16 protein-coding genes are annotated in these 25744 nt (G+C 61.3%); 9 read left to right on the forward strand and 7 right to left on the reverse strand.

Annotated features, from left to right (window positions below):
* Positions 1–82: 82 nt before the first annotated feature.
* Entirely contained in the window at positions 83–640 is a 558-nt protein-coding gene (locus F8A90_RS08660) for a hypothetical protein (RefSeq protein ID WP_200019779.1), read from the reverse strand.
* A gap of 267 nt (positions 641–907) precedes the next feature.
* On the opposite strand from F8A90_RS08660, the gene F8A90_RS08665 reads away from it, so the two are divergent.
* From F8A90_RS08665 to F8A90_RS08675, 3 genes are all read left to right on the forward strand, one after another.
* Positions 908–2935, forward strand: coding sequence for a BCCT family transporter (locus F8A90_RS08665; RefSeq protein WP_166017893.1), 2028 nt, complete (start codon positions 908–910; stop codon positions 2933–2935).
* A gap of 458 nt (positions 2936–3393) precedes the next feature.
* The gene (locus F8A90_RS08670; RefSeq protein ID WP_200019780.1) at positions 3394–5127 is read left to right on the forward strand and encodes a BCCT family transporter; all 1734 of its coding nucleotides are present in this window, start codon (positions 3394–3396) and stop codon (positions 5125–5127) included.
* A gap of 625 nt (positions 5128–5752) precedes the next feature.
* Entirely contained in the window at positions 5753–7417 is a 1665-nt protein-coding gene (locus tag F8A90_RS08675) for an AMP-binding protein (RefSeq protein ID WP_200019954.1), read from the forward strand.
* Positions 7418–7591: 174 nt separating this feature from the next.
* On the opposite strand, the gene F8A90_RS08680 is transcribed toward F8A90_RS08675, so the two are convergent.
* A complete protein-coding gene (locus tag F8A90_RS08680; RefSeq protein WP_200019781.1) occupies positions 7592–8848 on the reverse strand; it encodes a dicarboxylate/amino acid:cation symporter in 1257 nt (418 codons plus the stop codon).
* Positions 8849–9466: 618 nt separating this feature from the next.
* On the opposite strand from F8A90_RS08680, the gene F8A90_RS08685 reads away from it, so the two are divergent.
* From F8A90_RS08685 to F8A90_RS08700, 4 genes are all read left to right on the forward strand, one after another.
* Entirely contained in the window at positions 9467–10792 is a 1326-nt protein-coding gene (locus tag F8A90_RS08685; protein WP_200019955.1) for a thiamine pyrophosphate-dependent dehydrogenase E1 component subunit alpha, read from the forward strand.
* A gap of 134 nt (positions 10793–10926) precedes the next feature.
* A complete protein-coding gene (locus F8A90_RS08690; RefSeq protein ID WP_043333588.1) occupies positions 10927–11895 on the forward strand; it encodes an alpha-ketoacid dehydrogenase subunit beta in 969 nt (322 codons plus the stop codon).
* A gap of 21 nt (positions 11896–11916) precedes the next feature.
* Complete coding sequence (locus F8A90_RS08695; protein WP_200019782.1) at positions 11917–13737, forward strand: dihydrolipoyllysine-residue acetyltransferase; 1821 nt, start codon at positions 11917–11919, stop codon at positions 13735–13737.
* Between the two features lie 42 nt (positions 13738–13779).
* A complete protein-coding gene (locus tag F8A90_RS08700; RefSeq protein WP_200019783.1) occupies positions 13780–15669 on the forward strand; it encodes a protein kinase domain-containing protein in 1890 nt (629 codons plus the stop codon).
* An 86-nt stretch (positions 15670–15755) separates the two neighbouring features.
* Here the strand turns inward: F8A90_RS08700 and F8A90_RS08705 are convergent, their stop codons facing one another.
* A complete protein-coding gene (locus F8A90_RS08705) occupies positions 15756–17165 on the reverse strand; it encodes an aspartate ammonia-lyase (RefSeq protein ID WP_225348134.1) in 1410 nt (469 codons plus the stop codon).
* 321 nt (positions 17166–17486) lie between these two features.
* Here F8A90_RS08705 and F8A90_RS08710 point away from each other — a divergent pair, with 321 nt between their 5' ends.
* A complete protein-coding gene (locus tag F8A90_RS08710; protein ID WP_054556694.1) occupies positions 17487–18419 on the forward strand; it encodes a LysR substrate-binding domain-containing protein in 933 nt (310 codons plus the stop codon).
* Positions 18420–18521: 102 nt separating this feature from the next.
* Here F8A90_RS08710 and F8A90_RS08715 read toward each other — a convergent pair whose 3' ends face one another.
* The 3 genes from F8A90_RS08715 to F8A90_RS08725 form a co-directional block, all read right to left on the reverse strand.
* Positions 18522–19676: a bifunctional nicotinamide-nucleotide adenylyltransferase/Nudix hydroxylase gene (locus tag F8A90_RS08715; RefSeq protein WP_200019785.1), complete on the reverse strand. Its 1155-nt coding sequence runs from the start codon at positions 19674–19676 to the stop codon at positions 18522–18524.
* Between the two features lie 445 nt (positions 19677–20121).
* Positions 20122–21075: a nucleoside hydrolase gene (locus F8A90_RS08720; protein ID WP_200019786.1), complete on the reverse strand. Its 954-nt coding sequence runs from the start codon at positions 21073–21075 to the stop codon at positions 20122–20124.
* 142 nt (positions 21076–21217) lie between these two features.
* Positions 21218–22138 carry a ribokinase gene (locus F8A90_RS08725; protein WP_200019787.1) on the reverse strand — a complete coding sequence of 307 codons (921 nt, stop codon included), beginning with the start codon at positions 22136–22138 and terminating at the stop codon, positions 21218–21220.
* A 170-nt stretch (positions 22139–22308) separates the two neighbouring features.
* Between F8A90_RS08725 and F8A90_RS08730 the strand changes: the two genes are divergently transcribed.
* Positions 22309–24276, forward strand: a complete 1968-nt coding sequence (locus F8A90_RS08730; protein WP_200019788.1) for a PDC sensor domain-containing protein — start codon at positions 22309–22311, stop codon at positions 24274–24276.
* 123 nt (positions 24277–24399) lie between these two features.
* Here F8A90_RS08730 and F8A90_RS08735 read toward each other — a convergent pair whose 3' ends face one another.
* Positions 24400–25452 (reverse strand): D-2-hydroxyacid dehydrogenase, encoded by a 1053-nt coding sequence (locus F8A90_RS08735; protein WP_200019789.1) that lies wholly within the window; start codon positions 25450–25452, stop codon positions 24400–24402.
* Positions 25453–25744 lie beyond the last annotated feature (292 nt).

Raw genomic sequence — 25744 nt, forward strand, 5'->3', positions numbered from 1 at the left:
CGACAGTAGACACAACAAAGCCCTGCCAGGCCGCGATCATCGCGAACTGGCGGGGCTTTTTCATGCTCATGGCTCAAGCGGACTATTGCACGCTGTAACCGCGACCGGTAAAGCAGGCACTCAATGCGCGGCGATAGGTGTCTGCGTTGCTGGCGGTCACGGGCGGCGCGGCAGAGTTGGCTTCGGCACCGCTCTGTTGATTGGCCCACCGATGGCACTCATAGCGATCACGCGCTTGCTGGTCTTCGCTCTGGCCCTTGGTGGGATAGGCGATGACATCGACCGCTGCGGCCGTGAGTGTCGCCTGAGCGGGGGCCTGGACGGGTAGATACTGCTGCTGGCTCTCTTCCCACAGGTAATAGGTGCCTGCCGCCAGGAAGTAAAGCGTAGCGCCCACCCAGACACCGCGTGCCCCTGCGGGCAGGCCATGACCGTGCCCCGGGCCACCCGGAGCCCAGCGGATCAGCCGGCCGGGGGCGCCATGCCCGATCACGATGTCGGGGCCTATGTAACCCGGCCCATCGAAGCGCCCATGCCCCGGGCCCGCCATGGCGGACGTGGTCGGCAGGGCACTCAACAGGGCGAGAGACAGCGCGAGCGCGCGCTGGGGGCCCTTGCCGGAATGATGATTGCGACTCATGCGTTTCCTCCTGTGTGACCAGCATGGCATGTGAGTGTGCCGATGACGTTGGGTGCTAGCGTGCAAGCATCAAGAAAAGAAATGGCATCCTGCGCCATGTGTGTTCCGAGAAGTTGGACGGTAGTTGGACAAGACATTGGTCATGTCAGCATCAGGTGATATTATCCGCGCGCAATCCGATCATGTTTTTTCATTATAGTGTTGTCTGCCAGCAGGGCGCCGAGACAGCTCACGGCGTCTCTCCAGGACACTCACAAGGAAATCTCCATGCGCAATACCCCTGCAGCGGGCGGTGGCGAAGCTGCCAGTGCCGAGCCGCGCACCGGCTTGTTTGCCAAGGTCAACCCGCCGGTCTTTTTCGGCGCGAATGCCATCATCCTGTTATTGGTGATCTTCACCGCGGTGTTCTCGGACACGGCCATGTCGGTGTTTGAATCGGTCCAGCATTGGATCACCAATACCGTGAGCTGGTTCTACATCCTGTGTGTGGCCATCGTGCTGATCTCGGTGGTGTATGTCGGCTTCTCACGTCACGGCGAGATTCGTCTGGGGCCGGACCACTCACTGCCGGACTACAGCAATGTCACCTGGTTCGCGATGCTGTTCTCGGCGGGCATGGGCATCGGCCTGATGTTCTTCGGCGTGGCAGAACCCGTGATGCATTTCCTCAATCCACCGACGGGCACCCCGGAGCAGGTCGAGACCGCGCGTGAAGCGATGAAGCTGACCTTCTTCCACTGGGGGCTGCATGCCTGGTCGATCTACGCCATCGTCGCGTTGATCCTGGCCTACTTCAGCTATCGCCATGACCTGCCGTTGACGCTGCGCAGTGCCTTGTATCCTCTGATCGGCAAGCGCATCTACGGCCCCATCGGCCACGCGGTGGACATCTTCGCCATCGTCGGCACCGTCTGTGGTGTCGCCACCACGCTGGGCTACGGCGTGGCACAGGTCAATGCCGGACTCTCGCACCTGACCGGCATGCCGAACAATGACTGGACCCAGGTCGCGATCATCGTCGTGATCACCGGCCTTGCCACCATCTCGGTCGTGACCGGCCTGGACAAGGGCATCCGCATCCTGTCCGAGATCAACCTCGGCCTCGCCGTGGTGCTGTTGCTGTTCGTGCTGCTGCTCGGTCCGACGGCCTTCCTGCTCAAGGCGTTCGTCCAGAATTCCGGCTTCTACATGGCGGATATCGTCGGCAAGACCTTCGAGCTCTACGCCTACGAACCCAATGACTGGATCGGTGGCTGGACGCTGCTGTACTGGGGTTGGTGGATGTCCTGGTCTCCGTTCGTCGGCATGTTCATCGCGCGTGTCTCGCGTGGCCGTACCATCCGGGAATTCGTGATCGGCGTGCTGTTCGTGCCGGCCGGTTTCACGCTTTTGTGGATGACCATCTTCGGCAACACCGCCATCTCGATGATTCTGGAGCAGAACGTCACGGCGCTGGTCGATACCGTCAACGACAACTATTCGCTGGCTCTGTTCACCTTCCTCGAGCAGCTGCCGCTGTCGTCCATCACCTCGGTGATCGCGCTGGTGATGGTCATCGTGTTCTTCGTCACCTCGGCGGATTCCGGCTCGATGGTGGTCGACATGCTGGCCTCCGGTGGTCGTGAAGACACCCCGACCTGGCAGCGTATCTACTGGGCCTTCGCGGTGGGCATTCTGGCGATCGTGTTGATGCTGGCCGGTGGGCTGGGCGCACTGCAGACGGCCACCATCGCCACGGCCCTGCCGTTCGGGATGATCCTGCTGGCCGCGATCTTCGGGCTGCTGCGTCAGCTCAATCTCGAGTCGGTCAAGCGCCGCTCGCTGTCGGTGAATACCGCAGCCGCGACCCCGATGGGCGAAAAGGGCAACTGGCGCAAGCGTGCCCAGCATCTGATGAGCTTCCCGACGCGTGCCATGGTTCGTGGCTTCTTGCGCGGTACCGTTGCGCAGGGCATGCAGGAGCTGGCCGAAGAATTGCGCACCCAGGGGCTGGAAGTCGAAGTCACTACCAGCCGTGATCGTGTCTACTTCAATGCGCGTCATGGCGAGGAAGATGACTTCATCTACGGCGTGCGCATTCGTTCTCACCTGCGCCCGGACCTCAATCTGGATCAGGAAGACGAAGGGGATGAAGAGGATTACTGTCGTGCCGAAGTCTTCCTCAAGGAAGGCGGCCAGTCCTATGATCTGATGGGCTACAGCAAGGACCAGGTCATCAATGACCTGCTGGAGCAGTACGAGCGCCATATGCACTACCTGCACCAGCTGCGCCTGAGCCAGTCCGTCGGTCAATGATCTGAGCGGGCAGTCAGTATTGCTTCACGCGTCGTCATGACACGAAAGCCCCTTGCGGAGAGATCCGCAGGGGCTTTTGTCTGTCTGGATAAGACAGGCTGGTTTAGGTGGAATGGAAAGTGCATCTGTCGAGAGACGCCGCGACCTGAAGTCTCGTTTTCTCAGCTCAGGCATTAGCTCTGCTTATCCAGACGACGTCGAGATCTTATTTGTCTCGCAAGCGGGGGCCCTCTAGCATGGATTCTTCCCACAAAGTCGTATACCGGCGGGGACCAGATGACATGCCGTGGTGGTGTCTCCTGCCAGGGTTCTCGCCCATGACTGACCGAAGGTGAACGCGATCTGCCCGCAATGTCTCCATGACGCCTGAGGTTCTCTGAGCCCCGGTATCCTCTGTGATGAACAACGATACCGGTGTCATGGAAAACGATAATAAAAACCCGTCACGAGGTAGAAACATGCTGAAAGGAAAGGAACTGGATGCACTGATCGAGCAGCGAGGTGTCCTGAAGGGACTCAACTCGACGCTCGGTATCACCGCAATCACCATGACCGTGTTCTTCATTCTCTATGCGATTCTGTTGGGCAAGACGGCCAGCGATCAGTTTCTGGGCATCAAGTCCTGGATAGAGAGCACCCTGGGCTGGTACTACGTGCTGGTCATGTTCTCGACCTTCGTGGTCTGTCTTTACGTGATGTGTTCGCGTGTCGGCAAGATTCGGCTGGGGCGTGACGATGAACGCCCCGAGTTCAGCAACTTTGCCTGGTTCTCGATGCTGTTCGGCTGCGGCACCGGCGCGGGCATGTTGTTCTTCTCGATGTCCGAGCCCATGATCCATTTCGCGAGTGACTGGAGCGGGGGCAATCCGTTTCTGAGCGCTGACATCAAGGCGGCTGTCGCTGCCTTCTTCGAGGCCAAGCAGGCAGCTCTGGCAAGTGGGCTCATGCCGGGGGACGAAGGCTTCCCGGTGCCTGACAGCCGGGTCGCGGAAGCGGCCGCCGGTGGCATCAAGCTCACCGTCTTCCACTGGGGGACGATTGCCTGGGCCATGTATGCCATCGTCGGGCTGTCACTGGCCTATTTCGCCTTCCGCAAGGGGCTACCGCTCTCGATGCGCTCGGCCCTCTATCCGCTGATCGGCAACCGGATCTACGGGCCCATCGGGCATACCGTCGATATCCTGACCGTATTCGGCACCATCTTCGGCATCGCCACCACGCTCGGCCTGGGCGTCGAGCAGATCGGCTCCGGCTTGATGTCGCTGGGTCTCATCGAAGAGAAGTCGCGCATGGTGACCGTGGTCTCCATCGTGCTGATCAGTGCCATCGCCACTCTGTCAGCGACCAGCGGCGTGGCACGTGGCATCAAACTGCTTTCCACCTTCAATACCTGGGTATGTCTGGGCATCCTGGCCTACTTCCTGCTGGTGAGCGATGCCAACTATCTGATCGCGAGCTCCATCACCGCGCTCGGGGATTACCTCACCGATGCGGTCTCGATGACACTGTGGACGGCGCGCACGCCGGACGAGCGAGTGTGGCAGGGCGGATGGACCATCTTCTACTGGGGCTGGTGGATCGCCTGGGCCGGTTTCGTCGGCATGTTCATTGCCCGTATCTCGCGTGGCCGGACCATCCGTGAATTCATTCTCGGGGTGATGGTGATCCCCTCCATCGTGGCGCTGGTCTGGTTCGGCGTCATCGGCTCGGCGGGCATCTACCAGTCCCTGTACGGGGCCGACATGGGCATCTACACGGCTGCGGTCACCAACTGGGATTATGCCGGAACCCTCTACCACTCGTTCGAGGTGCTCACACCCGGCATCGCCGCAACCGTAGCCAAGGTGGCGGCGCTGGTCGTGGTGATCATCTTCTTCGTCACGTCTGCGGATTCCGGCACCCTGGTGCTGGGACGCCTGTTGGCCTTCGGTCGTCGTCCTCCGGTTCAGCAACGCATCATCTGGGGCATGATGCTGGGCGCCGTGACCTTGATCCTGCTGTTGCTGGGGGGAGATCAGGCGCTCAAGTCCCTGCAGGCTGCCTCGATCGCCGGCGCCTTGCCGTTCACCTTCGTATTGATCGCCATGATGATCGGGTTGTTGAAATCGCTGCGCGAGGACGGTGAATCGATGATCGAGAACGAAGAGCATATCCGCAAGATGATCGAGAACGAGGTCCGCGACCTCTCTTGAGTTGCCGTTTGCCAGATGTATGCGTCTGGTGTGCAAGACATGAGGCCTCTGCCCCTGGGCAGGGGCCTCGTTGTTTCTCGCTGTCGGGTGAGAAGGTGAGGTCTCGTTCATCCACGTCAGCGATTTTCCGGCTTTTATACCGGGGCTGTTTACCTTTATGGGCTCAGGGCTGTTTTCCTGCTCCAGAGCAGGCCTGCGCATGTCACCAAGGTCGCAAGGCAATATCAAACGTACGTATGTTCCAATGCTGGCAGGTCCATCGATTCCGCCAACGGCGCGCAGCATGGGTTTGCGGCTATGCTGTCGACAGTGAAGAGCCCACAGGCTGACACCCACCCGACGGAGCCCCAGCAGCGCCTCACCACGCAACTCACCACGATGCCTTACGACGTAGTCTCGCGACGACGTCTTGCAACGACGTCTACAACAACAAGGTAGCGGGGGCAGTGACGCCGAGCGCCCCACGTACTGATCAAGGAGCAACGCCATGCATGATCCCCTAGCGGCTCGACCCGATGAGTCAGGCAAGTCCACTAGCGATACCACTGCCGATTCCAATACAGCGCCTTCCCACGTGGCAGATGCCTCGCCCGACGCTTCGAGAGCACAGCCAGCGGCAGGCGACATGAGCGGCATGTCGTGCCTACGGTCTTCTCAGGAGGTGGATTTCAGCGGCTACGACTCCCTGATGGACATGCTGGAGAAGGCCTGCTCGGCGCATGGCGAGCGTCCTGCCTTTACCTGCATGGACCGCACCATGACCTTTGCGGAGCTGGATGCCACCAGTCGCCAGCTGGCGGACTGGTTCCAGCATGAGACCGACCTCAAGCCGGGCGATCGGGTCGCCATCCAGCTGCCCAATACGCTGATGTTTCCGGTGGTCGCCTTCGCCGTGCTGCGAGCAGGCCTGGTGCTGGTGAATACCAATCCGCTGTATACCGAACGTGAGATGGAGCATCAGTTCAATGATTCCGGCGCACGGGCGTTGGTGGTGCTGGCCAACATGGCGGACAAGGTCGAACGCGTGCGGGAGCGCACTGGCCTCGAGTACGTGCTGGTCTGTGAGTTGGGCGACATGCACCCGGCCTTCAAGCGGCTATTGATCAACACCGTGGTCAAGCACGTCAAGAAACTGGTGCCGAGTTACCACCTGCCCGATGCCATTGCGCTGCGCACGGCCATCTCGCAGGGCAAGGCCGAGCGCTGGGAGCGGCCGACACTGGCACTCGATGATGTCGCTGTGCTGCAGTACACCGGCGGCACCACCGGGGTCGCCAAGGGCGCGATGCTGACCCACCGCAACCTGCTCGCCAACATGCTGCAAGGCAAGATGGCCCTGACGCAGGGCTTGAACCCGGGCCATGAGACGCTGGTGGCGCCGCTGCCGCTCTATCACATCTACGCCTTCACCATTCATATGGCCTGCATGCTCAGTGAAGGCAATCACACCCTGTTGATCCCCAATCCGCGCGATATCCCGGGCTTCGTCAAGACGCTGCAAAAGCACGACTTCACGATGTTCGTCGGTCTCAATACGCTGTTCGTGGCGCTGTGCAACAATCCCGGCTTCCAGGCACTGGACTTCTCGAAGCTCAAGATCACGACCTCGGGGGGCGTGGCGCTGACGCGCAAGGCGGCAGAAGAGTGGAAGCGGATCACCGGCAGTGATATCTCCGAGGGCTACGGCATGACCGAGACCTCACCGATCGTGTCGTTCAACCCGCTGGATGCCATTCAGCTCGGCACCATCGGTCGGCCCATGCCCTCCACCGAGGTGCGCCTGTATGACGATGAGGGTGCGCTGGTCGCGATGGGGGAGCCGGGCGAGCTGTGCGTGAAGGGGCCGCAGGTGATGAAGGGCTACTGGCAGCGTGAGCAGGCAACGAAAGACAGCTTCACTGCCGATGGCTTCCTGCGCACCGGTGATATCGCGGTCTTCCAGGACGATGGCTATATGCGCATCGTCGATCGCAAGAAGGACATGATCATCGTCTCCGGCTTCAACGTGTATCCCAATGAGGTCGAGGACGTCATCGTGCGTCACCCGGACGTGCTTGAGGCTGCCGCCGTCTCGGTGGTGGACGAGCGCAGTGGTGAGGCGATCAAGCTGTATGTCGTGCTCAAGGACGGCGCAGAGCTCGAGGCGGACGCGCTGCGAGACTGGTCGCGCAAGGAACTGGCCAGCTACAAGGTGCCGCGTCAGGTGGTCTTCATTGATGAGCTACCCAAGACCAATGTCGGCAAGGTGCTCAGACGTGAGCTGCGCGACTCGCCGCCGGAATCTGCCTGACCTTGGCTTTGATTTCTCCCTGTTCATGTCAGCCTGAAACCCGGATCGAAGAAATGAACCGTAAACGCAGGCCGTCAACACAGCCCTGAAACACGGTCCTTGAAACACGAACGCCCCGCTCAATGAGCGGGGCGTTCGTGTTTCAAGAGTGGGCGCTTGTGAGAGCGCCTACTGTCAGGCGTCTTTCTTCTGCTGGGTCGCGTTGTAGACCTCGAGGTCCAGCTCGTTCTCGGACTTGCCGACCAGGGTGGTGACCATCAGGTCGCCCGCGACATTCACGGTGGTACGCGCCATGTCGAGGATACGGTCGATGCCGGCGATCACCGCGATGGCTTCCAGCGGCAGGCCTACCTGACTCAGCACGATGGAGAGCATGATCAGACCGGCGCCCGGCACACCGGCGGTACCGATGGAGGCCAGCGTACCAGTCAGCACGATCATGCCGTAATCCATCATCGACAGCTCGATGCCGGTCATCTGGGCGATGAACAGTGCCACCACGCCCTGGTAGATGGCGGTGCCATCCATGTTGATGGTCGCGCCGACCGGCAGCACGAAACCGGAGACACCTTCCGAGACGCCGAGGTTCTTCTGGGCGCAGCGGATGGAGATCGGCAGGGTGCCGGAGCTGGAGGCCGAGGAGAAGGCCACGACCAGCGCATCGACGATACCACGCAGATAGCGCACCGGATTCAGCTTGCCCAGTGTCGCCAGCAGGCCGGAGTAGACCACCAGTACGTGCACGATGCTCGCCAGATACGCCACGCCGATCACCTTGGCCAACGGCAGCAGTACATCAAGGCCGTAGTTGCCGGAGACATGCGCCATCAGGCCGAAGACACCGAACGGCGCGAAGGCCATCACGAATTCGGTCAGCTTGTACATCACTTCGGCGAAACTATCGAAGACGCGCACGACCGGCTCGCCCTTGTCGCCGATCATGATCAGCGAGATGCCGATCCCGATGGCGAAGACGATGATCTGCATGATGTTGCCATTGGCCAGCGCATCGATCGGGTTGCTCGGCACCAGGTCGACCAGAATCTGCACCAGCGAAGGAGCGTCCTTGGTTTCCATCGCCTTGTCGAAGTTGAACTCGAAGCCGGCACCTGGCTGGAAGATGCTGGAGGCCAGCATGCCGATGGCGATCGCGAAGGCGGTCGTCAGCAGGTAGAGGGCGATGGTCTTGCCGCCGATGCGGCCCATCTTCTGCGGGTCACGCATCGAGGTGATACCGACCACCAGGGTGCTGAAGACCAGCGGCACGATCAGCATCTTGATCGCATTGATGAAGATATCGCCCAGCGGCTTGAACATGCTGGCACTTTCGCCCATCAGGGCGCCAGCGAGTATCCCCAAGGCGAGGCCGCCCAGGATCTTCTGCCACAACGGCAAACGGCGCCACAGGTTAGGGCGGGAGGAATCACTCATAAAACTGTCCTTAGGTGTCTAGCGATGATCATCGCTGATGATGCTCAGGGCGCGCCCGAGTCTGTCGTCTCGATGCCTTGTCACGATTGCGCACTGCATTAAGCACTTTTTTGGTGCGGGAAGATTAACAGTCAGCCTGCACTCACCCTCTGCACCTTTAGTCGCAAAAAAGCGTCCTTTCACGCGAATTCAGCTTTCCATGCCTAACGCGCATGAGCTCATGCTGCAAAAAGTTCCACCAAAGAAGTAGTTGCCAGGCAGGCATATCGTCTGTCTTTGCGTTACCTTGACGTTAACGTCAACTGTTAGGCTCCCAGAGCGACTTTCCACTAGTCTGATGGTAGGCACTGTTGTCATTGCCGAATCGACAGCTTTCGCTTCGGTAATTCTGAAAGTTCGCCATTGCCTGCCCGGCCTCACGAGGGCTGGGTAATCCCTCAAACGCCTGATCGGTAAGAGAGGACGCTGAGCATGTCCGATACAACAACACGCGGACCCGTATCCCCGGGGACCGCGCCGCCTGATGGCTCACAACAAGAGCTCAATGACCTGACCGCCCTGCCGACGGCAGACCAGATCGCGCCGCAGGGGCCGACGGTGCTGCATCATCTGGCCTTCATGACCGGCGATGAGCTCTGCATCCCGATCTTCAAGCGCCTGCGTCAGGATGGCACCCTTTATCCTGTCGATGCGGCACAAAGGCAGAGTGACGATGCCCGGGGAGGCCAGTCGCAGGACACTACATCCATCGAGCGCGATCCGATCGAGCGAGAGAAGGCACTCAAGATCTACCGGACGATGCTGTTCACCCGGGTGCTGGATGAACGCATGTTGGCCGCTCAGCGTCAGGGGCGCTTGAGCTTCTATATGCAATGCACCGGCGAGGAAGCCACGGTGATCGGCAGTGCGGCAGCACTGGAAGACGATGACATGATCATGGCGCAATACCGTGAGCAGGGTGCGCTTGCCTGGCGTGGCTTCAGCTGTGACGAATTCATGAACCAGATGTTCGGCAACGAGCGCGACTACGGCAAGGGCCGTCAGATGCCGATTCACTATGGGTCGCGTGACCTGCACTACATGACCATCTCTTCGCCGCTGGCGACCCAGATTCCCCAGGCGACCGGCTATGCCTATGGCCAGAAACTGGCGGGCAAGGGGCAGTGCACCATCACCATCTTCGGTGAAGGGGCGGCGTCTGAGGGTGATTTCCATGCCGCTCTCAACATGGCCTCGGTGCATCGGGTGCCATGTATCTTCCTGTGTCGCAACAATGGCTATGCCATTTCCACCCCGTCATGCGAGCAATTCGCCGCCGATGGCATCGCGCCACGCGCCTTCGGTTATCACATGCAAAGCATCCGAGTGGATGGCAATGACGTGATCGCCGTCTACGAAGCCACCCTGGCGGCGCGCAAGATCGCGGTCGAGACCCATCAGCCGGTATTGATCGAGGCGATGACCTACCGTCTGGCGGCGCATTCCTCCTCGGATGATCCCTCCGGGTATCGCAGCAAGAAGGAGGAGGCCATCTGGCGCGACAAGGACCCCATCCTGCGCATGCGCAACTGGCTGGAGGCGCAAGGCTGGTGGAGTGAGGAGGAGGAAAAGGCCACTGGCGATCAACTGCGTCGTGAAGTGCTTGAGTCCATGAAGCGTGCCGAGAAACTGGCGCCACCGGCGCTGGATACGCTGATCACTGATGTCTACGACACGCCGACGCCGTTGCTCAAACAGCAGCTGGAAGACGTGAAACAGCATATTCGCAAGTATCCGCATGCTTATCCCAAGGGCGCTGCCAGCATGGGGTTCACCGCGCAGGAGCTGGAAGACAGCCGCAAGGCGCATCAGGAACGCCTGCAGCGAATGCAGAGCCCTAAGCCTGTTGAGGGCCATCAGCTTGTGGAAAGCCATCAGCCTGTGGATGGAGGCCAGACATCATGAACGAGCAGATGAGTGAACAGCCGTTGGAGAAAACGCCAGTGACAGACTCAGCTGCGGCGGGTTCAGCTGCGCAAGAAGTGTCTGCCGCAACTGGCAGCAAGAATGCAGCAGCCTCGGGCTCGGGCAAGAAACAGATGAACATGCTGCAGGCGATCAACAATGCGCTGGATATCGCCATGGCCGCCAATCCCCGTGTGGTGTTGTTCGGGGAGGACGTCGGGGTATTCGGCGGCGTCTTCCGGGCTACCAGCCACCTGCAGGACAAATACGGGCGAGAGCGCTGCTTCAATACGCCACTCACCGAGCAGGGAATCATCGGGTTCGCCAACGGTCTGGCGGCGCAGGGCTCGACGCCGGTGGCCGAGATCCAGTTCGCCGACTACATCTTCCCCGCCTTTGACCAGATCGTGAACGAGGCGGCCAAGTTCCGCTATCGCTCCGGTGATCTGTTCGATGTCGGCGGCCTGACGATTCGCACGCCCTATGGTGGTGGCATCGCAGGCGGGCTTTATCACTCCCAGTCGCCCGAGGCTTATTTCGCTCATACCCCGGGCCTCAAGATCGTGATGCCACGCAACCCTCATCAGGCCAAGGGCCTCTTGCTGGCGGCGATTCGCGACCCCAACCCGGTGCTGTTCATGGAGCCCAAGCGGCTCTATCGCGCCTCGGTGGGCGAGGTGCCAGAAGCCGATTACGAACTGCCCTTGGGGGTGGCCGACGTCATTCGTGAAGGTCGCGATATCACGCTGCTTGGCTGGGGTGCTCAGATGGAGGTCATCGAGAAGGCCGCTGCCCTTGCCGAGCAGGATGGCATCGACTGCGAGATCATCGACCTGCGCAGCATTCTGCCCTGGGACATCGAGACGGTGTGTGACTCGGTGCTCAAGACGGGGCGTCTGGTGGTCAGTCATGAAGCGCCGCTGACGGGCGGCTTTGCCAGCGAGATTGCTGCCACCGTGCAGGAGCGTTGCTTTTTGTATCTCGAGGCGCCGATCCGACGCGTCACAGGCCTTGATACGCCGTTCCCGCTGGTGCTCGAGAAGGAGCATCTGCCGGACGAGCTCAAGATCTACGAGGCCATCAAGCAAAGCTTGAATTACTGATGACAGGGAGTGATGCGCGCCATGAATGATTTCATCCTGCCCGATATCGGCGAAGGCATCGTCGAGTGCGAGCTGGTCAAATGGTTGATCAAGGAAGGCGACGTGATCGAGGAAGATCAGCCGGTGGCCGAGGTCATGACAGACAAGGCGTTGGTGGAAATCCCCGCGCCCCACGCCGGTACCGTGATCAAGCTCTACTGTCAGGAGGGCGAGATTGCCCGTGTCCATGCGCCACTGTTCGCAGTGGATGATGGCCTTGGCAGCGACGATGATAGTGAGAAGCACCGAGAAGACACGCGTGAGGATGACCCCGTCGGCGATGTCGTGACGGTTGCAGCGCCTGCTCGCTCGACGGCACAGGCTCAGTCAGCCGCCAGCCAGGTGTCCAGCCGTCAGTCGAATGTCGCTGCGTCAGCTTCTAAGTCAGCCGGTACTGGGGCAACTGCCTCACAGACAGCCGCGACCCTTGAGCGGCGCTCACGTGATTTCATCCTGCCGGATATCGGCGAAGGCATCGTCGAATGTGAGGTCGTCACCTGGCACGTCGCGGAAGGCGACACGGTGGAAGAAGACCAGACGATCGTCGATGTGATGACCGACAAGGCGCTGGTCGAGATCACCGCCTCGGAGCCCGGGCGTATCGTGCGCTTCCATTATGCTCAGGGCGAAAATGCCCGAGTGCATACGCCGCTGTATGCCTATGTGCCTGATGAAGAGGCAGAGGCTGAAAGCACTGAGAGCACAGAGAGCGACGTCACCTCGTCTGAACGCAAACAGGCTCAGCCAGAGCTTCTGGCGGAGCACCGGCAGGAGGGCGACGACAAGAGCGACGACAAGAGTGGGCAAGACGGGCGTCACGAGGAGAGCCGGCCTCGCATACCCGCGACCCCAGCCGTGCGCCGCCTATTGCGCGAGCATCAGCTCGATATCCAGGCCATTGCAGGCTCGGGGCGTAACGGCCGGGTGCTGAAGGAAGACGTGCTGGCATATCTCAAGCAATCCGAGGCTCACGAGACTGACGTGACACCTGATGACTCTCACAAGGTCGGCGCGGCCGTCGAGACCGACAAGGCAGCTGCCGAAGCGTGTGCTGTGGCCAGTGACGTGGCCAGTGACGAGGTGCGATCGTCACGACTTGAGTCGAAAGCGGTACCGCTCAAGGGGGTCGCCGCGGTAATGGCCAGGCGTATGGTGCAGGCCAGCACGCAGATCCCGCATTTCCATTACGGCGATGAGCTCGATATCACCGACCTGCTGGCGCTGCGGGCACGCCTCAAGGCGCGCGCCCAGCAGCAGGGCATTCGCCTGACCTTGATGCCGTTCATCATGAAGGCCATGGCGCTGGCGGTGATCGAGGAGCCGATTCTCAATGCACGCCTCAGTGAGGATGAGAGCGAGATTCTCTATCAGGGGAGCTGCAACATCGGCATGGCAGTGGACAGCGCCAGCGGGCTGATGGTACCGAACGTGAAGGGCGTCGAACGTCTGAGCATTCTCGAGATCGCGCGGGAGGTCGGGCGGCTGACCGAAGCTGCACGCAGCGGGCGCGTTGCACAGGCAGACCTCAAGGGCGGCACCTTGTCGATCTCCAATATCGGGGCGCTGGGCGGCACCTACGCCGCGCCGATCATCAACCAGCCGGAGGTCGCCATCGTCGCGCTGGGGCGCACTCAGCGTCTGCCGCGCTTCGATAGCGAGGGCAATGTCTGTGCGCGTGACATCATGACCATCACCTGGGCGGGGGATCATCGCATCATCGACGGCGGGACCATCGCGCGCTTCAGCAATCTGTGGAAGCACTATCTCGAGCACCCTGACGAAATGCTGCTGTCGCTGTCATGACGCGCTGCTTGCTCCAAGGGCCCCGGCTAGAGAGCATCCTGCATGAGTGATGCGCGCGCCCACGAGCGCCTGCAACAGTTCTATATCCCGGAAGAGCAGTCGATCTATCTGCTCTCGCATCATGATGCCAAGAAACTCAAGGACTGGGTGGCGCTGTGCATCGCTCAGCTCGAGGGGCTGGGCTACCGGGATATCCATCTGGTCGGCAAGGGCGCCTACGGTTTCGTGTTCGCGGGCTGGCGTCCTGGCGAAGACCGGCGCATACCTGAAGAGCATGTCTTCAAGTTCACGCGGGTGACCCTGCCCCAGGCACTGCAGGACCGCCTGGAGGAAGAGGCCTATATGCTCGACCAGGTCGCCCACCCGCTGATTCCGCGTCTGGTCAGTTATCAGCGGGTACGGCGGCAGTCGATTCTGGTCATGCAGCGCGCGCCGGGCATCAATCTCGAGGAATATTCGCTGCGTCACGGGCGCATGTCGCCGCGACTGGTGGTCAAGATCGCCAGTCAGCTGGCCGATATTCTCAAGTCGCTGCGCGGGTCATCGATGGGAGCGGTTACGCCACCGGTCGTGCATGGTGATATCAAGCCGTCGAATCTGGTCTTCGATGTCGAGCGGGAACAGGTGGCATTGATCGACTGGGGCAGTTCGGTGTTCGCTCAGCTCGATGAGCATCAGCAATTCATCACCACCAACGTGATGCAGCTGATGTCGGATAATCTGCAGCAGACCAATGCGCGTCTGGGCGATGTCTATTTCATCGGTGAGGAGCAGCTCAATGGTGCGCTGTCCTCGCCGCGCTTCGATGAGCAGGGCGTGGCCGCGACACTCTATGCGCTGGCTTCTGGTCAGTCGTGTCGCTTCGGCGTGCGCGCCATTCCGGCGGTGTCGCTGGGGTTGCCGCGGGAATTCGCGCGTCTACTCGATGGCATGCTGGCGGATGACCCGCAGCTGCGCATGCAGGCCGGCGACTACTTCCTGCGCGAGATGAGCAGGATCTCGCGTCTGGTGATGCCGGAATTGCCTCTAGAACCGCCACAGTCTCTGCTGCCGGTCTGGGTAAGGCCGGCGATGCGCGAGATCGACACGGTCGTCTATACCTCACGCAAATCCTTCCTGCGTGAGGCCTTCGAGGCGGACGAGACCGTCGAACATGCTGGCAACGCGCTGGACGCCGTCAATGATGTCCAGCTGGATCGTTACTACAAGAACTTCATGCAAGGCATGGGCGGCACCGAAAAAGCCTTCCTGGCCGCGGTCAGTCGTCTGGGCAAATACCCGATCGTTGGCGGTCTGGCGATTCGCTGGGAGCCACAGGGCATCTTCGTGGATACTGCGCTGCACCTGCATGACCCTGCCTTGAAGGCCGCCTTTGTCGTCGCGATCAACAACATGGTTGCTCTGGCGCGTGCCATCTATCGCCAGGGCGTGTTCAAGGCGTGTCTGTTCAATGCTCGCGATACCCTGCACCTGGAGCGGGAAGACCCGGAAGCCGCCTTTGTCTTTGCGTCAACGGCAGACGGGGAGGCCGGACCTCGCTTGAGCTATGAGGTCAGCGCGGTGCCGGAGCTTGAGGATGACTCGCGTGTGCATTCCTACTTCGAGGATGGCCCGGACCCTGAGGAACTGCTGGTGCTGCCCGAGGAGATATTGAAGGCACTGGAGTCACTCAATGCCATCCACCACACCGGCATGCTGATCTTCGAAGCCCTGCCACACCACCTCAAGATTCACAGTTATTACCGGCTGCTGGATCCCTCGCGCGAGCAGGAATTCGCGCGTCTGCTGGCGGAGATTCTGGATGCCGTGCCGCTGATCTTAGGGCTGGGAATTTCCGGCTTCATGAAGATGCCCTACAAGAACACCAAGCATTTCGATCATATCGAGGCGCAACCCGAACGTTTCTATCCTCGGGATCCGCGTGCTGTGTAACCCAAACAAAAACCCGCCTGAGCAATTGCTCGGGCGGGTTTCATCAATGACATGCTATCGAGCTGCTTTCAGGTTCCCAGGACCACTCAGTCCTTCATCTGGCGCGGGCGCGTCATGGCCTGCGGGGACAGCAGTGCCTCCAGGCGCGCTTCATCCAGCAGGCCTTCCTCGCGCACCAGTTCCAGCACGCTGCGACCGCTGACCAGGGCTTCTTTGGCGATGCGGGTGGCGTTGTCATAGCCGATATACGGATTGAGCGCGGTGATCAGGCCGATGGAGTTGTTGACCAGCTCGGCACAGCGATCGCGGTTGGCGGTGATGCCGATCACGCAGCGATTCTTGAGCATGGTCATGGCGCGGCTCAGCTGGCGGATGGAGTCGAGCAGCTTGTAGGCGATCAGCGGCTCCATCACATTGAGCTGCAGCTGGCCGGCTTCAGCGGCCATGGTCAGCGCGGTGTCGTTGCCGATGACATCGAAGGCGACCTGATTGACGGCTTCCGGAATCACCGGGTTGACCTTGCCCGGCATGATCGAGCTGCCCGGCTGCTGTGGCGGCAGGTTGATCTCGTTGAAGCCGGTGCGCGGGCCGGAGGACAGCAGGCGCAGATCGTTGCAGATCTTGGACAGCTTGACCGCCAGCCGCTTGAGCATGCCGTGGAACAGCACGAAGGCACCCATGTCGCTGGTCGCCTCGACCAGGTCTGACGCCGGGCGGAAGTCGATGCCGGAACGCCGCGCCAGTGCCTCGATCGCCAGTGCGCTGTAGCGCGGGTCGGCATTGATGCCGGTGCCGATCGCGGTCCCGCCCAGATTGACCTCCTTGAGCAACTCATTGAGGTTGGCGATGCGGTCGACGTCTTCACGCAGGGTGTTGGCGAAGGCGCGGAATTCCTGGCCCAGCGTCATCGGCACCGCGTCCTGCAGCTGGGTGCGGCCCATCTTGACCACGTCATCGAATTCCAGCGCCTTGGTGGCGAAGGCATTGGCCAGTTCGCTCAGCGCGTCCACCAGCATCGAGTGGCTGCGCAGCAGGCCGACACGGATGGCGGTCGGGTAGGCGTCGTTGGTGGACTGCGCCATGTTGACGTGATTGTTGGGATGCAGCTGCTGGTAATCTCCTTTCTCGTAGCCGAGGAATTCCAGGCCAAGATTGGCGATCACTTCGTTGGCATTCATGTTGGTCGAGGTGCCGGCACCACCCTGGATCATGTCGACCACGAACTGATCGTGATGATCGCCATTCATCAGACGCGCACAGGCGTGCTGGATGGCATCGTGCTCGCGTGTCTCGAGATAGCCCAGCGCATGGTTGGCTTCGGCGGCGGCGGCCTTGACCAGCGCGAGTCCTTCAACGAGACGCGGGAAGTGCGACAGCGGCACGCCAGACAGGTGGAAGTTGTTCAGCGCGCGCTGGGTCTGCACACCGTAGTAGGCGTCAGCCGGCACCGGCTCGCGCCCGAGGAGATCCTTTTCAAGTCGGAAGCCGTTGGCCAGTGCCTCACGCTCGGCATGGCTCAAGTCGGCCGGCGCGGAAGTTGCCGGGGTGGCATTGGCGGCGATGGGGGTTTCCGAGAGATGGTTCACTTGGGCGGAACTCCTGGCTGAAGTACACTGTGGCGCTTGAATGGCGGCTAGGTGGACAAGGGTAACCAGCGCAGCCCCTCGGCGGCCAATGCCATTCAACGCTGCCGTATACGTCAAACGCATAAGACGAAGGTGGTGGTGCGCCGCGACGCATCATTCTCCATGACAAGACCCTGCATGACCGGCCAGGCAAGCCTCGCCCGGGCATGTTCGACATTTTTGGGAGTTCGGGTGAACCTGGAAACTAAGTGGTTGGAAGATTTCGTTGCGCTATCCAATACCCGCAGCTTCTCCACCTCGGCTCGCCTGCGACACGTTACCCAGCCTGCGTTCAGTCGCCGCATTCGTGCGCTTGAACAGGCAGTGGGCACTACGCTGGTCGATCGTTCGACGACCCCGGTCAGTCTGACACCGGAGGGCCAGTTGTTCCTGGTCACCGCGCGCAACCTGACAGAGCAGCTGTCGGAGTGTCTCGCCCACCTGCGTGGGCTGGGCATGGCCAACGAGACCCTGGATATCGCGGCCGCGCATTCGCTGGCGCTGGCCTTCTTCCCCAAGTGGATCTCGCGTCTTCAGCAGGGCCTGGGGGAGCTGCCGACACGCCTGTCCGCGATGAATGTCGGCGACGCCATTCACTCGCTGCGCGAAGGCAACTGCGACTTGATGCTGGCCTATTACGACCCTTACGCCAGCATGCAGCTGGACGCCGAGGCTTTCCCGTCCTTCTCGGTCGCCAAGGTCAACATGCTGCCGGTGTGCGTGCCGCTGGAGAATGGCGAGCCACGCTTCCCGCTGACCGGGCAGAGCGAGACCAGCCAGGATGCGATTCCCCTGCTGTCCTATACCCAGGGCGCATTTCTGGGCCGCAGCGTGAAGATGCTGCTCAAGAATGATCCGCTGCGGCTGCGTCTGCGCACCGTCTATGAGATGGCGATGGCAGAAGGGCTCAAGGGCATGGCCCTGCAGGGCGTCGGCATGGCGTGGATACCGGATTTCTGCATTCGCGATGAGCTGGAAAGCGGCAAGCTGGTGCGCGCGGGCAACGAGGCGTGGGATATCCCGCTGGAGATTCGTCTCTATCGGTGTTCGCTGGTCCACAAGCCCGGCATCGACAAGCTGTGGAAACAGCTGATGAACTTGCCGCGCGACTTCCTCGAAGCCTGAGCCTTGCCGGTGTATTGCCGGTTTAGAAGACCTGCGTGTCTCTTGGCCGAAAACGGCAGCCCACTGGGCTGCCGTTTTCGTGTGTGGACCACATCCCAGCCGTCAGAAACCGGTCTGTCCGGCATGCAGGCCGAGAAAGTTCTGAATGATGAAGAAGTGGTCTTCGAACAGGGTGTCAGGCTCCAGGTCCGCCAGCGCGACCCAGCGTGCCTGCTCCTCGTTCTCTCCACCGCCACTTCTGAGCTTGGGTAGCTGCTGCTCCGGCCGCAGGGCGAAGTAGAAGGCCTCAGCCAGGGTGCGTCCGCGCCAGCTGCGATGCGGCGCGTCAAACAGACGCTGACCGCGCAGAGAGCCACGCAGGACTGGTTCCGGCACCTTGAGGCGTACACGTTCCTTGAGCTCACGCAGGCAGGCATCCAGCAGGCGCTCCTGGGGTTGCACGAAGCCGCCAGGCAGGGCGTAAAGCCCCTTGCCGGGCGCCGCGCGACGCGTGGTGAGCAGCACATGGCCGGACTGCACCACCACGGCGTTGACCGTGATGAACAGTGGCGGGTAGGGCGCGTCGCTCCAGGCGGCGCGATATTGCTCCAGCAGGCGACGTTCCTCCACCAGCCCTTGCCACGCGGTCTCATCCAGAAAGCCATGCAGGTGCTGAGCTACCGGCGCTGGCAGCAGCTCCAACCCCTCGTTGTCCAGCCAATCCTCGGCGCGTGCACGCTCGGTGAAGATGACCTCACGAATACGGCTGGCTTCCATCCCCTCGCGCAGCGGCACCGCCACCGACTCCCACTGGGGGAAGAGGCTCAGGTAGTAGCTTGACTGGCTGTTGCTGTCACGACGATTGGCACCGATCAGCGCGATTCTCGGCATCCGATTGGCTTGCGGACGTGCGATATCGCGTACCTTGCGCTGCACATCACGCACCCAGACATCGTCGTTGTAGAGGGCGTCAAGCAACGGCACGATTTCCAGGCGCGCATTGTCAGCATCGTCAAAGCAACTGCGGATCATGCGCGTGCGTTCAGAGAAGGTGAACGGGTTGCGCAGTGAACGCGCCTGCCAGGCAGAACCGACCAGCACGATGACCTGCCGCGCGAGGCGCAGTGCCTCTTCCATCACGGCAACATGGCCATGGTGCATGGGCTGAAAGCGACCGATGAAGACCAGGCAGTCATATTGGGTGTCGGCGATCGCGGGAGAATCCTGAGTGCGAAGCGTTGCAGCGGGTGCGGAGGGCAACGTTGTCGTCGAAGGCATGGTGAGCTCCGTGGCAGGCAGGATGGGGCGGCGTATGAAGTGCTTGCCCAGCGAGATTCCGCTAGCGTATCAGATTATGTGCATGCGTCGAACGGCTCGCCATCCACCCCTGTCTGGTAAGGGGTATGTAAAAGTTTATCCCGTTATCTTGTTAAGCAAAACTTGGTAATCCCTAAACTTCTCGGTCTTTGGGGCCATAGGGAAGCTATAGCCCTGAAGGTGAGGCCTGAAGGGATAAGGGATAAGGGATAAGGGATAAGGGGGAAGTGGGAAGTGGGAAGTGGGAAGTGGGAAGTGGGAAGTGGGAAGTGGGAAGGAAAGGGGAAAGTGAACAAGCGCGAATGCCCTAACCGAGACAACGCCCGCCAGCAATGACGCTGACGGGCGTTGTCTCGGTTTGTGGCAAGGCCGGTGGCAGGCCCAGGCGAGCCTGCCGGGCGCGGGATCAGGACGCCTTGGCGGTCAGCACCTCGGTGATCCACTCCACGACCTTGTCGCCCTGGGCATTGACGCAGACGTCGACCAGCGGCGTCTGGGACCACTGGTTGCCGAGGAATTCGCGCCCCTCAGGGGCGAACAGCGTCTGACCTTCGGCCAGGCCTTCGACTTCGACATTCAGGTGGCCGCGCTCGGTGGTGAACAGCTCCGGCTTCATCAGCCAGGCGAGGGCGCAGCTGTCGTGCGGGCAGCAACCATCGATGCCGCGCGCTTCCTGATAGAAGGCCTTGTAGAACTGATAGCTGCCGGACAGCACTTCGCCGAGTGCGCCCTGCGCGACGCGAATGCGCTCGACATGGGCCGGAGACAGCACGCAGCGGTGCGTCGCATCGAGACCGACCATGGTCAGCGGCCAGCCGGCGGTCAGCACCTTGGCGGCGGCATGCGGGTCATTGAAGATGTTGGCTTCGGCGACCGGGGAGACGTTGCCGCCTTCACGGATGGAACCGCCCATGACGACGACCTGCTTGACCTTGCTGATGATGCTCGGGTCCAGCTGCAGTGCGGTGGCCAGATTGCCCAGCGGACCGACGGCGACGAGCGTGATCTCGCCCGGGCGCGCATTGACCTGCTCGACGATGAATTGCGGTGCGCTGATGGACAGTGCCTTGCCCTTGGGCTCCGGGATCTCCATGTTGCCCAGGCCATTGGCACCGTGGATGTGCGCCGGCGCCGGGAACTTGTCCTTGACCAGCGGCTGGGCAGCGCCCTGGGCGACCGGAATCTCCTGACCTGCCAGTTCGCCCAGCAGCAGGGCGTTGGAGGTGGCCGTCTCGATGGTGACGTTGCCGAAGGTGGTGGTCATGCCGAGGAATTCGATGTCCGGATGCGCCAGACAGATGGCAATCGCCTGGGCATCATCCACGCCCGGATCGGTATCAAAGATGATCGGTGTTTTCATGCTGACCTCGTGAAAGAAGTGACCTGCTAAAGAGGGCGTTACGCCGACAGGGTGCCCATGAGCTGACATGGGCACGGCACGGGCCACGTGGTGGTGCCCCGTGCAGGTAGTTCAGTTGTTCAGAGACTCGCTGCTCAAAGACTCAGTTACTCAGGACGTCGAGCGTCGGCCATTCGGCCAGGGCAGCGGCGACATCACTGGCCAGCGGAATGCTCGGCGCTGCGCCTTCGCGGCTCACGCACAGGGCAGAGGCGGTGCTGGCGCGACGCAGGCTTTCCTCGATGCTCAGACCTTCGATCTGGCTTGCCAGGTAATAGCCGATGAAGGTGTCACCCGCTGCAGTGGTGTCCACGGCATTGACGCGGTGCGCCGGCAGCTGGATGCGTTGTTCCCCCAGCTGGTAGCAGACGCCTTCACTGCCCAGGGTCATGACCACTTCGGTGTCAGGCAGACGAGTGTGCAGCGCGGCGAGCAAGGTGGCGACAGGCGCGCTCTCTTCCAGCTCGACCAGCTGTGCCGCTTCACCGCGATTGAGGAACAGCACCTGGCAATGCTCCAGTGGCAGGCGCAGGACATCAGCACCCATCGGGGCGGGATTGAAGGCGATCTTCATACCCTTGGCATGTGCCAGCTCGATGACCTTGCCCAGTGCGTTGCACTCATTTTGCAGCAGCAGCCAATCTCCCTGTGTCACGCCGGAGAACAGCGTCGCCAGATGCTCATCGGTGAAACCGTGGTTGGCACCCGGATGCAGAATGATGCTGTTCTCGGCGTGGTCGTCCACCTGGATGATGGCGTGGCCACTGGCGCTGGCGCTCAGCTCGACTTGCGAGGTGATGACACCGGCGCCTTCCAGCGGCTCGAGTGCCCAGCGATCACTGTTGCCAAGGCGGCCCCAGTGCGTGACGTCGCCTCCGGCGCGCGCAAGCGCGAGCGACTGGTTGGCACCCTTGCCACCCAGTACCTGACGGTAGGAGAGACTCGCCAGGGTTTCACCCGGTCGTACCAGGTGGGGTACCCGATAGACGTGATCGATATTGATAGAACCGTAGTTGTAAAGCATGCAGCCTCCTTGGGGTCGAGCATCCTAGCAAAGCCTTGGCCGCCTGTCCCCAGTCGTATCACCAAGGTCTGACCTATAGGTCATGTTTCAGCGTTGAAGCTATTAGCCTCTTGGAACGCAAGAGAAAGTGCATACTTCCTGTCATCTCGCTGGATTCAGGATAGTCGCCCATGTCGGAGTCGAAGCAACCCGCCGTCACGATCAAGAAGTGGGTCTGGCGAGCGCTCTTCACCAGTACCATGATTCCGTTGCTGTTGGTCGAGACCGCCCTGGTGGCGGTGTATTTCGTGTCCAATGACGAGATTCGTGATGCCAATCTCAATTATCTGCAATCCCAGTCGAGCAGTGAACTCAATCTGGCAATGCTGCGGGAGGCCAAGTCACTCAGCCAGCAACTGGAGCATGTCCAGAACCTGTCGCGCGGGCTCGGTGCCCAGGCAGGCGAACTGGCCATGGGCGACACTGGCACTGGGGTAGCGGCGCACGAGGTTGCTCGTCACGCAAGCCAGCCCAGCGGTGTCTGGGCCAGTCAGCAGACGGCGGACAATCAGGGCAGCGGCTTCTATCCCGCCTTGCCAGGCCTCGAGCAGGACATCTCCATGGCGCTGCGCATGACGGCGGTCGACCCGATTATGCGCAGTGTCGTATATTCGCACTCGGCCGTGGTGCAGTCCTTCGTCACGATGGCTGACTGCTATGTCCGCCTTTTCCCCTATGTCGATCTGGCCTCGCTGGTGCCAGCCAACCATGACTGTCGTGACTTCTCCTTCTTCTATCTGGCCGCGCCAGAGGCAAATCCCTCGCGAAACACCATCTGGACCGATATCTACGAAGATCCGGCCGGCAATGGCTGGATGACGTCGGCCGTCAGCCCCTTCTATTCGGAGCAAGGCGAATTTCTCGGTGTCGCCGGCGTCGACATGACCCTGGACGTGATCGTCAATCAGGTGCTGGCGATGGAGCTGCCTTGGCAAGGCTTCGCGATGCTGTTCGATGCCGACGGACGCTCACTCGCCGTGCCGCGCGCCGGTGAGCAGTTGTTGTCGCTGCTGCCGTTGGATATTCCCGATGCCTATGACCTGCAGGAAGAGGATGTCATTCGGCCAGCCCAGCTGGCGCTGAAAGGCCATGACGTCTTCAAGAGACTCGCGCCCCGTATCCTCGAGCAGCGGCGTGGCCTGGAGAGCGTCAATGTAGCAGGGGCACCCTACAAGGTGGCGTGGGAGCGCTTGCCGGGCAATGGCTGGATCATGTTGAGCATGGTCGAGGAGAGCGCCGTCTTCTTTCGTACCGCCGAGATCGGACGCAACTTCCAGCTGGTCGGCATGGCGCTGGTCGGTGGCCTGATCCTGTTCTATTTCACCTTCTTCATTCTCATGAGCTGGCGCACGCACCACATCAGCCGTCGCCTTTCGGTGCCGCTGGCCGAGCTGCGTGAGCGTCTTCATCGCATCGGCATGGGCGCGGACGTCGAGTCCGCGGGTGGCAGTGGCATCGTCGAGCTGGATGATGCCAACGCCACCGCCGAAGAGATGTACCAGCGGCTGCGCCAGACCCAGAAGGAATTGCAGTCCAGCGAGCGTCGCCTGCTGGATTCTCTCGAAGCCAGCGGCGATAGCCTGTGGGAAATGGACATTCCTGAACGCATCGTGCGCATCCATCCCAATCTCTGGAAGATGCTCGGCGCTTCGGGTCACGAGCCGTTGGCGATGCGCGAAATGGATTTCGACCGCTTGATCCACCCGGATGACCTTGAGCAGGTGCATGTGCTCAGGCATCAGGTCATCAATACTTACGGCGAAAGCTGTGAATGTCAGTACCGAATGCGTGCGCCGCAGGAGGAAGACCTTCAGCAGATCGAGGCGATGGGAATGAACGAGGCAGGCATGGATGCTGAAGCAGGCAAGGCTGGCGACAACTCCCTGCAACAGCGGAGCCTGATGGCTGACGCTGACGCTGATGGTGTGCTGGAGGGCGACGAGAGAGAGTTGGACGAGCAAGAGAGGGGCGAGAAAGAGGACGGCGCAAGAGAAGGCGCTACCCAGTGGGTACTATTGAGCTCACGCGGTCGTGTGGTGTCGTGGGACGCTGAAGGCAATGCCCTCAAGGCGGCGGGCATGCATATCCGTATTCGCTGATGCCAGGCCACTCATAAAAAGCCCCCGAACCGGCGCATATGCCGGTTCGGGGGCTTTTTCGTAATGTACCGATCACACCTGCCACTCGGCGTCAGCCCCTGTCACCGCGAGGATTTAGCGGTGTTAGGCGTGTTCGCTCAGGAATGTCTCGATATTGGCCAGACTGAGATCAAGCATGTTCTGGCGCGCCTCCTGGCTGATCCAGGCATTGTGCGGCGTGACGATCAGGTTCAAGGGCGCACTCGCCGAATGGTGCTGGCTTTCCAGAGCCGAGAGCAGTGAGTGGCCTTCACGTGGCGGCTCCTCCGGTAGGCTATCTACCGCCAGGCCGCCGAGTTGTCCGGTGGCCAGTGCTTCCAGGGCTGCATCCTCGTCGATGATGCCCCCGCGGGCACAATTGACCAGCAGTGCACCAGTCTTCATGGCGGCGAGCGCCTGTTCATCGATCAGATGCTGCGTTTCCGGTGTCAGCGGGCAGTGCAGGCTGATGGCGTCAGCCTGGGGCAGCAGACTTTCCAGCGCGGGGCGCTCGGCGGTGGGGGCAGTGCCCGGACGAGCGGCAAAGGTCACACGCATACCGAATGCCTCGGCCAGCCTACCCACCGCGGTGCCCAGCTCCCCCTTGCCGACGATGACCAGATGCTTGCCGGACAGCTGCACCACGGGGCGGCCCATCAGGCAGAAGGTCGGGCTGCGTTGCCACTCGCCCGCAGCGATGTCGGTCTGGTATTCCGGCAGGCGGCCAGCCAGTGCCAGTAGCAGCATCCAGGTGTGCTGCGCCACCGAGTGAGTGCCATAGGCATTGACGTTCATGACCCGAATGCCGCGTGCTTCGGCGGCCGCCATGTCGATGTTGTTGGTACCGGTCGCCATCACCGCGATCAGCTTGAGGGTCGGCAGCTCATCCATATGGTGCGCCTCGATGCGTACCTTGTTGACCAGCACGATGGAGGCACCGCTCATTCGTGGCACCACTTCCTCGGGCGCGGTGGCGTCATGGCAGGCCAATCCCTCCAGGCGGGCCTCGAGGCGCGAGAAGTCCAGCCCGTCACCGACGGAACCGGCATCGAGCATGACGGCCTGCGGGGCACTGGTGGACGAGGCGGGCTCGCAGTGGGAGGAAGAAGGCGTGGAGGAATGAGAGGGAGACTGCGAAGTACGATCGTGATCGGACATGGGTGCCTCATGATGGCGTAGGAAGATAGACAAAAAGACAGAAAGGCTGGCCCCGGAATGACGAGTACGTGGTGTCTGGGCCGGTTTGTGCTTGGGTGTTGCCCCGCACGGGGCCGAGCACGCTATAATGTGCCCCTTTCGCTTTGACTTGAAAGCCGCTCAACTGGCCTTATTGTAGGCGTCTCTTGCTGGTGCTTGCGAAAGCTCTCATGTTGGGGCTGCAGGTGCGCTGAACGCAAGACGCGCCGCAAGGCATAACATTGTCATGGTTCACGGTGCTCAGACAGCCCCG

The organism is Cobetia sp. cqz5-12 (assembly GCF_016495405.1).
In the GTDB taxonomy this organism is placed as follows: Bacteria; Pseudomonadota; Gammaproteobacteria; order Pseudomonadales; family Halomonadaceae; genus Cobetia.

Excerpts from the sequence above, each read along its gene's own strand:
- F8A90_RS08660 (WP_200019779.1), bottom strand. The coding sequence starts at position 640 with ATGAGTCGCAATCATCATTCCGGCAAGGGCCCCCAGCGCGCGCTCGCG.
- F8A90_RS08670 (WP_200019780.1), top strand. The coding sequence starts at position 3,394 with ATGCTGAAAGGAAAGGAACTGGATGCACTGATCGAGCAGCGAGGTGTC.
- F8A90_RS08685 (WP_200019955.1), top strand. The coding sequence starts at position 9,467 with ATGACCGGCGATGAGCTCTGCATCCCGATCTTCAAGCGCCTGCGTCAG.
- F8A90_RS08690 (WP_043333588.1), top strand. The coding sequence starts at position 10,927 with ATGAACATGCTGCAGGCGATCAACAATGCGCTGGATATCGCCATGGCC.
- F8A90_RS08700 (WP_200019783.1), top strand. The coding sequence starts at position 13,780 with ATGAGTGATGCGCGCGCCCACGAGCGCCTGCAACAGTTCTATATCCCG.
- F8A90_RS08695 (WP_200019782.1), top strand. The coding sequence starts at position 11,917 with ATGAATGATTTCATCCTGCCCGATATCGGCGAAGGCATCGTCGAGTGC.
- F8A90_RS08675 (WP_200019954.1), top strand. The coding sequence starts at position 5,753 with ATGAGCGGCATGTCGTGCCTACGGTCTTCTCAGGAGGTGGATTTCAGC.
- F8A90_RS08735 (WP_200019789.1), bottom strand. The coding sequence starts at position 25,452 with ATGTCCGATCACGATCGTACTTCGCAGTCTCCCTCTCATTCCTCCACG.
- F8A90_RS08715 (WP_200019785.1), bottom strand. The coding sequence starts at position 19,676 with ATGCCTTCGACGACAACGTTGCCCTCCGCACCCGCTGCAACGCTTCGC.
- F8A90_RS08720 (WP_200019786.1), bottom strand. The coding sequence starts at position 21,075 with ATGAAAACACCGATCATCTTTGATACCGATCCGGGCGTGGATGATGCC.
- F8A90_RS08665 (WP_166017893.1), top strand. The coding sequence starts at position 908 with ATGCGCAATACCCCTGCAGCGGGCGGTGGCGAAGCTGCCAGTGCCGAG.
- F8A90_RS08730 (WP_200019788.1), top strand. The coding sequence starts at position 22,309 with ATGTCGGAGTCGAAGCAACCCGCCGTCACGATCAAGAAGTGGGTCTGG.
- F8A90_RS08680 (WP_200019781.1), bottom strand. The coding sequence starts at position 8,848 with ATGAGTGATTCCTCCCGCCCTAACCTGTGGCGCCGTTTGCCGTTGTGG.
- F8A90_RS08725 (WP_200019787.1), bottom strand. The coding sequence starts at position 22,138 with ATGCTTTACAACTACGGTTCTATCAATATCGATCACGTCTATCGGGTA.